The sequence below is a fragment of the Noviherbaspirillum sp. genome, from assembly GCF_035944575.1.
Taxonomy (GTDB): domain Bacteria; phylum Pseudomonadota; class Gammaproteobacteria; order Burkholderiales; family Burkholderiaceae_D; genus Noviherbaspirillum.
Window position 1 is genome coordinate 1 of record NZ_DASZBA010000066.1, and the last position, 6,396, is coordinate 6,396.

The window sequence follows — 6,396 nt, forward strand, 5'->3', positions numbered from 1 at the left end:
GCTGGTGCAATACGTGGGCAATGCCTCCGTTGCGGGTGCCGGTTCGGAAGGCTTGTCGCCCGAAGCCGTGGCAGCACGCCTGCGGCCGGTGGCGGAAGAAGGCTTCACATTCCGCGATGCCAATGCGCCGAAGCAGTTGCAGGCCGGCGACGCTGTTTATAAAGCTGTTTGCGCTGCCTGCCACGACAGCGGCGCGGCTGGCGCGCCGAAAACCGGCGATACAGCCGGCTGGTCCGCCCGCATCGCCAAAGGCCTTGATTCGATGGTGGCGAATGCCGTGAACGGTATCCGCGCGATGCCGGCCAAAGGCGGCAATCCTGATCTGGATGATGTGGAAGTTGCTCGTGCCGTAGTCTACATGGCCAACCAATCCGGTGGAAAATTCAAGGAACCGGAGGCGAAACCGGCTGCAAACGCTGCAGCACCAGCAGCACCGGCTGCAGCGGAAACACCGCCGCAATCCGCAGGCGCCCCGGTCGCATCAGCCTCACAGCCGATGGCTTCTCCGACTCAGACTGCGCAGAATGCTGCTCCGGCAGCGAACAATGCGCAACCAACCAAGGTATCTGCTGAAGTCGGCAAGAAAATCTATGACTCCGCATGCGTCGCCTGTCACGGCGCAGGCATTGCAGGCGCTCCAAAGACCGGTGACAAGGCGGCATGGGCACCACGGATTCAGCAAGGCAACGAAACACTTTATACCAATGCAATCAAGGGATTTCAAGGCAAGGCCGGCGTGATGCCGCCAAAAGGCGGATCGTCCGCATCGGATGACGAAATCAAGGCAGCTGTGGACTTCATGGTAGCGGCATCCAAGTAAGCGAAACCGCTATACGATAAAAAAGCCGACCTGCGGGTCGGCTTTTTTATTTGTCAGCGTATTTGCAGACTGCTTATCGCGGCTGTTGCGGATATGGATAAGGCTGCTGTTGTGGATATGGTTGCTGCGGATATGGCTGTTGAGGATAGGTCTGCTGTGGATACGCCTGTTGCGGGTACGGTTGCTGCGGGTACGGTTGCTGCGGATAGGGTTGTTGCGGTGCCTGCGCGGTCGTTTGCGGCTCCGCCACGAATATTTCCACGCGGCGGTTCTGGGCGCGACTGGCTTCCGTGTCATTCGAGGCTACCGGCTCGCGCTCTCCCCGACCGTCGACGATGAAACGGCTGGCATTGACACCGCGTGCGCTCAGATAATCGCGGGTGCGGGCGGCACGGTCATAGGACAGCGGATTGTTGACTGCTTCCGAACCGGTGCTGTCAGTGTGTCCGATGATGGTGACCTTCGTATAGGGATTCTCCACCAGGCTGGCGGCGAATTTGTCGAGCACCGGACGGAAATTCGGCTTGATGTCCGACCGGTTGGTGTCGAAAGAGATGTCGCTCGGAATATCCAGCTTCAAGCGGTTGTCGGCGGTTTGCGTGACTTCAACACCGGTCCCTTGCGTGGCCTGTTCCATCTTGCGCTTCTGCTCTTCCATCCGCGCCGACCAGATATTACCGATCACCGCACCGGCAGCGCCGCCGACGACAGCGCCAGTCGCCGCACGCCGTCCGCCTCCTTTGCCAACCGTTCCGCCAAGCACCGCGCCGATGCCGGCGCCGACACCGGCACCTGTCGCTGTTCCACGCTGCACTTCATTCATATTCGCGCAGCCGCCCAATGCCAGTGCACTTGCGATTGCTGTGACGCTCAGCTGCGCGGCTATGGTTCGTCGATGTTGCATTGCATTCCCCTTCGTTTCAAACACAAATTTGACACGCGGGATTAATGCAAGTTCGTCATCCTTCAGGCATGAAAAACTTAATTACATTTGTAATCAAATCACTCAGGTTGTTGAATCGGAAGTATTCGCTGGGGAAGAAGCAGCGTCTGCATCGACAGATCTTCGTCGGTTGATAACCATCCATCCGACTGCACCGACGATGCCGGCGATACCAGCGATACGCAGTGCCGGCTTGATCAATCCTCTCCGCGACAAGGCCGAGTAGGTATCGGCCAACAAGGGCAAGGTCTGCTGCAGGTTAAGTCCTTTTGCGCCGGATAGGCCACGGCTTGCCACCATGCCGAGCACGACAGGAGCAACATGGCCGATGGCGCCTTTTGCCAGCGCCTGCGGACGCAAGCCCTGTTGCAATGCCTGCTTCGACTGTGCGACTCGCGCTCGGAAAGTTCGGCCCTGCGCGATCAGTTGTTCTTTGCGGTCCGCAATGGCGGGGGGGTCGGATGATTCATCGATCATGGTTCGATCTTTCACAGCAAGGCATCGCGATCATTGCGCAGTTCGGCCATGGTGGCCGGCATCGACAGCTTGTTGGCGCTCAGGAGCGAACGCACATGGAACAGCAAACCGGCCGCCATCAGAGTGAAAACCGCTGCCATGAGCAGGAGTATTTTCCAGCCCCAACTGTCCCACGCGAGCACCACGATCAGTGCGGTCCAGTAAGCCACGGCAAACCAGACCACGACCACACCGATGCCGAACAACAGCAACAGCCTGAGCAGATGCGTGCGGATTTCTCCCAACTCAAAGGCCGCCAGCTCGACACGGCTGACCAGCAGGCCGAACAGGTTTTTTCCCAGTCCGGCCAGGCCGGCGGCGAGACCGCCCGTATGCATCGGCGCTGCGCTGGACGGCGGCTTGTCGTTTACGTTCATTTGCGGGAAAGGAGCAAACCGGCCAGCAGGCCGACACCGGCAGAAATCGCTACTGCACGCCATGGATTTGCGCGGACGAAGACGTCAGTCTGTTCCGCCACTTCCTTGCCGGTTTTCGCTGCGATCACCTGTGCGTCCTGCGCTTTTTCCATCGCGGCGTCGAGAAGCATGAGACCCTTGTGACGCAGCTCTTCGGCACGTTCGCCTGAAGCCGAGGCCGCTTCGCGAAACAAGGCCTGCGCATCACGCACCAGGGTGCTCATATCGTGTCGTACCGTCTTGATGCTGGACGTCGGCATGGCGTTCCTCCTTAATATGATGGCCGCAATATGCGGAAACGGATTCAGTGCAGCGACCGCGGTTAATCAGACTTGCGTCGGACTTCAAGATCGGGGTTCCAACGGTTCGTGGAAAAAGGCTTGACCCAGGGTAATTTACCAAATGCAAGGCTGCGCTGTTTGATCAAACCGTAATGTTGATCTGAAGAATGAATTATGCCGACCGCAGCCGGATTTCCGCAATGCTTTCAATACTGCCGATACGGATCGTTACCGGATTGAAGATCGGCACGGATTGCGTTGGACGCCATGCAAAGAGCCATTCCTTTTCCTGCGCGCTTTGTCTGGATTTGGAGAAAGCGCTACCGAGCGGGCTCGGTACGCCATAGGACATGGCTGCATCAATGCCTGCCCAGCTCGGCAGGGTCTTTTGCGCCGCGCGGTGAATTCGCTCGCCAAACTCTTCGGTGTCGTGAATGACAAGGCAGGCATCCGCGTCGGAAAAGAGAGCGAACAATGCCTCATCCCATGCATGGGCAAGACTCAGCGTCAGGTAGCCCGCCGACATATCCTGCTTTTCTGCAAACGGCAGGATATGTCTGCCGGATTGCGGCATCGTCAGCCCCTGGAGCGGTGCGCGCAAGCGGAATTCGCCCAGTGATAGCGAACGTTCGAGCCATGTGCGATGCGAGTAGCGGTACAGTTTGGCGGGACGTTGACCGGCTGCTGCGAGGATGGGGGAAGGTGTTGAAGTCATGAAGGATTGCAGAGAGAGAATCGTCCCCATTAAAACAGATTCGCCTCCGCCCGGCAAATCAGCCGCACATTATTAATGTGCATGAGCCAGGGATAAAAAAAAGCGGCCCGAAAGCCGCTTGCCAACCTTGGTGCTGCAATGCGCTTCTGTACCCACGCGCGGCGATTACTCCGCGCTCTTCTGGCCTGTGCCAGCTTTGTCGGATTTGTTCTGGTTCGCCTTGCTTTTCTTTTTGGACGTCGACTCGTCGCCGCTTGCGGACGCGCCCGATGAATTCGATGCGCCGCTGGCACTCTTGCCGGTGATGCCGGAAGTTCCAGCCGCACCGCTTGCGCCGGAACCGCCTGTTGTCGAACCGGCTGAGGGCGATGTCGTATCAGTCGACCCGGAGGTGCCGGTGCTGCCGGAACCCTTACCTGTGCCTGTCGAGCTGCCTGCGCCGGTGGTGCCCGCAGTGGATCCTTTGGAAGTGCCCGTCGCCGATGGCGAGGACGATGATGAGGACGATCCGCTTTGCGCCAGTGCGATCGAAGACACCGAGGCAATCAATACGAAGGATAAGGTCCGGAGGGAGGTTTTCAAGCTCATGAATTTCTCCTGAGAGATTACGAAAAAAGCATCGTTGATGCAGGAGATTTGATGAAGCAGCTTGGAGGGCGTTCAGAGGACCGCTGCGGGCATGGCGGGCAACTGTGCTTGAATATGACTCAAGTCCTTGATTTATCGACCATTATCGACTGTGTAAAAGTATGTAACGCGACGTCCGGCGTGTTGTGCGCAGGATGGAAAGCTGTTTCCGACCGGACGCCGGTACACCTGCATGCCGTTGTAGAACAGAGAAATGCGATGCGTCACCTGTCCATCTGCGGCTCGGCGATGGTGCGCAATTGGAATCGTCCGTCATTGTTGAATAGCCAGGTTTCCGAAATCTCCACCCTGCCTCGCCGCAACAGGTTTGAAGCCGGCTTCGGGAAGGGTGCGGAATTGCGCAGGGTTGCCAGCGCAGTCGCTTCGGTGACTTTGTCACGGTTGGAGCGCTGGATTTCGCTATGCACGAGGTTTCCGCGCGCATCGACGGCATACCGCACGACGACGACCGAGCGCAGCAGCGCTTGCGGACGGCCGATGAAGACCTGGGTGGAATTGACCTGAACGATGCGCTGGGCGATATCCCGCTTGTAGCCGTCCACGGTGGAGGCGGTGGATGTGGCATCGGGTGTGGTCTCGACCGGTTCAACACGGCCCGAGGGCTCCCGAAGCTCCTGTTTCGACTGCCCGGTAAGCCTGTCGTCGGTCGACGTGCCGCAGGCGGCGAGCACGCCGCCCAAGAAGATGATTGCGATTCTGTTGTACATGATGAACTCGGCTGGGCGAAATGCTTTTGGCGGCGTCGCTAGTCTTTCACATACACATGAACCAGCGACTTTCCTTTGGACAATTATAGTGCCGGGCGGTTCATGCAAACAGGCATTCTCGTAGGGCGAACGATTGAAAGATTCAATCGAAACAGCGTCTGGCTTTGAACTGTTCCGTAGCCGCCACCAGCGCCGCAGCGGTTCCTGGTTCATAGCCTGCATGGCCGGCGTCCGGGATCATGTGGAATTTCGCCTGTGGCCATGCCTGGTGAAGACGGTAGGCGGACAAGGGTGGACATACCACGTCATACCGGCCCTGCACGATGACCGCGGGCAGATGGCGGATACAGTCGACATTGCGGATGAGCTGGTCGTCGCTGAAAAATCCCTGGTGCAGGAAGTAATGCGCTTCAAGCCTGCCGATGCCAAGGCTGACCACGTCGGAGCTGAAGTCTTCGACCGCTTCCGCGTCCGGTTGCAGAAACAGGCAGCGGCCTTCATACCGGCTCCATGTGCGCGCGGCGGCGACCGTGACGGCGCGGTCGTCGCAGAACAGGCGTTTGGCATAGGCCTGCAGCAGGTCGCCGCGTTCCTCCTCTGGTATCGGGCTTGCAAACTCCGCATGCACCTCGGGGAAAAACCATTGGATGCCGTTGATGAACCAGTCGATCTCCGCCTGCGTGCAGAGGAAGATGCCGCGCAGGACAAAGCCGAGGCAACGTTCCGGATGTGTCTGGCCATAGGCGAGCGCCAGCGTCGAACCCCAGGAGCCGCCGAACACGAGCCAGCGCTCGATGCCGAGCATGTCGCGCAGACGTTCGATGTCGGCGACAAGGAGTTGCGTGGTGTTGTTGCGGTACTCGCCGAGCGGCGTGGATCGGCCGGCGCCGCGCTGGTCGAACAGCACGATGCGGTAATGCGCGGGGTCGAAGAAGCGGCGTTGCTTGGGCGTGCAGCCGCCGCCCGGCCCGCCGTGCAGGAACAGCACCGGCTCTCCCTGCGGATTGCCGCACTCTTCCCAATACAGGGTATGCAGTTCATCCACCGGCAGCATGCCGCTGCGGTACGGTTCGATGGGAGGAAACAGCGGCAGTTCGGAATCGTTCATGGCGGTCGGCAGGCGTTGAAGGAAACCGATGGATTGTAACCAAGTCCGCAGGTTCCGCAGTGCTTGCCGTGCATGCGTTCAATTCGCCGGCCGGGATCGCTTCAGGATTGCCAGATCGGACAGCCAGGCGAAGATTTCCGGCCAGATCACCGCATGGGCATTGCGCCCCACCAGCACGCCGACATGCTGGAGCGCGACGCCGACATCGCCTTCGTACTGCAGCAGCTTTTTCGGGTTGCCCG

9 protein-coding genes are annotated in these 6,396 nt (G+C 59.2%); 2 read left to right on the top strand and 7 right to left on the bottom strand.

Going from position 1 to position 6,396, the window contains the following annotated elements; genetic code table 11:
- Positions 1-820, top strand: an 820-nt coding sequence (locus VGU61_RS03660; RefSeq protein ID WP_326857744.1) for a c-type cytochrome, incomplete at its 5' end; no start/stop codon positions are given.
- Between the two features lie 73 nt (positions 821-893).
- Here the strand turns inward: VGU61_RS03660 and VGU61_RS03665 are convergent.
- The 5 genes from VGU61_RS03665 to VGU61_RS03685 form a co-directional block, all read right to left on the bottom strand.
- On the bottom strand, positions 894-1,724 hold the full coding sequence (locus tag VGU61_RS03665) for an OmpA family protein (protein WP_326857745.1): 831 nt from the start codon (positions 1,722-1,724) through the stop codon (positions 894-896).
- A 102-nt stretch (positions 1,725-1,826) separates the two neighbouring features.
- Positions 1,827-2,240, bottom strand: a complete 414-nt coding sequence (locus VGU61_RS03670; RefSeq protein WP_326857746.1) for a hypothetical protein — start codon at positions 2,238-2,240, stop codon at positions 1,827-1,829.
- An 11-nt stretch (positions 2,241-2,251) separates the two neighbouring features.
- Complete coding sequence (locus VGU61_RS03675) at positions 2,252-2,656, bottom strand: phage holin family protein (protein ID WP_326857747.1); 405 nt, start codon at positions 2,654-2,656, stop codon at positions 2,252-2,254.
- Positions 2,653-2,955, bottom strand: coding sequence for a DUF883 family protein (locus VGU61_RS03680; protein ID WP_326857748.1), 303 nt, complete (start codon positions 2,953-2,955; stop codon positions 2,653-2,655). The genes VGU61_RS03675 and VGU61_RS03680 overlap by 4 nt, the downstream gene beginning before the upstream one ends.
- Positions 2,956-3,148: 193 nt before the next feature.
- Positions 3,149-3,691: a hypothetical protein gene (locus VGU61_RS03685; protein ID WP_326857749.1), complete on the bottom strand. Its 543-nt coding sequence runs from the start codon at positions 3,689-3,691 to the stop codon at positions 3,149-3,151.
- 118 nt (positions 3,692-3,809) lie between these two features.
- On the opposite strand from VGU61_RS03685, the gene VGU61_RS03690 reads away from it, so the two are divergent.
- The gene (locus VGU61_RS03690) at positions 3,810-4,292 is read left to right on the top strand and encodes a hypothetical protein (protein WP_326857750.1); all 483 of its coding nucleotides are present in this window, start codon (positions 3,810-3,812) and stop codon (positions 4,290-4,292) included.
- A gap of 250 nt (positions 4,293-4,542) precedes the next feature.
- Here the strand turns inward: VGU61_RS03690 and VGU61_RS03695 are convergent, their stop codons facing one another.
- Positions 4,543-5,046, bottom strand: coding sequence for a TonB family protein (locus VGU61_RS03695; RefSeq protein WP_326857751.1), 504 nt, complete (start codon positions 5,044-5,046; stop codon positions 4,543-4,545).
- 142 nt (positions 5,047-5,188) lie between these two features.
- Positions 5,189-6,154, bottom strand: coding sequence for a prolyl aminopeptidase (pip, locus tag VGU61_RS03700; RefSeq protein WP_326857752.1), 966 nt, complete (start codon positions 6,152-6,154; stop codon positions 5,189-5,191).
- Between the last annotated feature and the right edge of the window lie 242 nt (positions 6,155-6,396).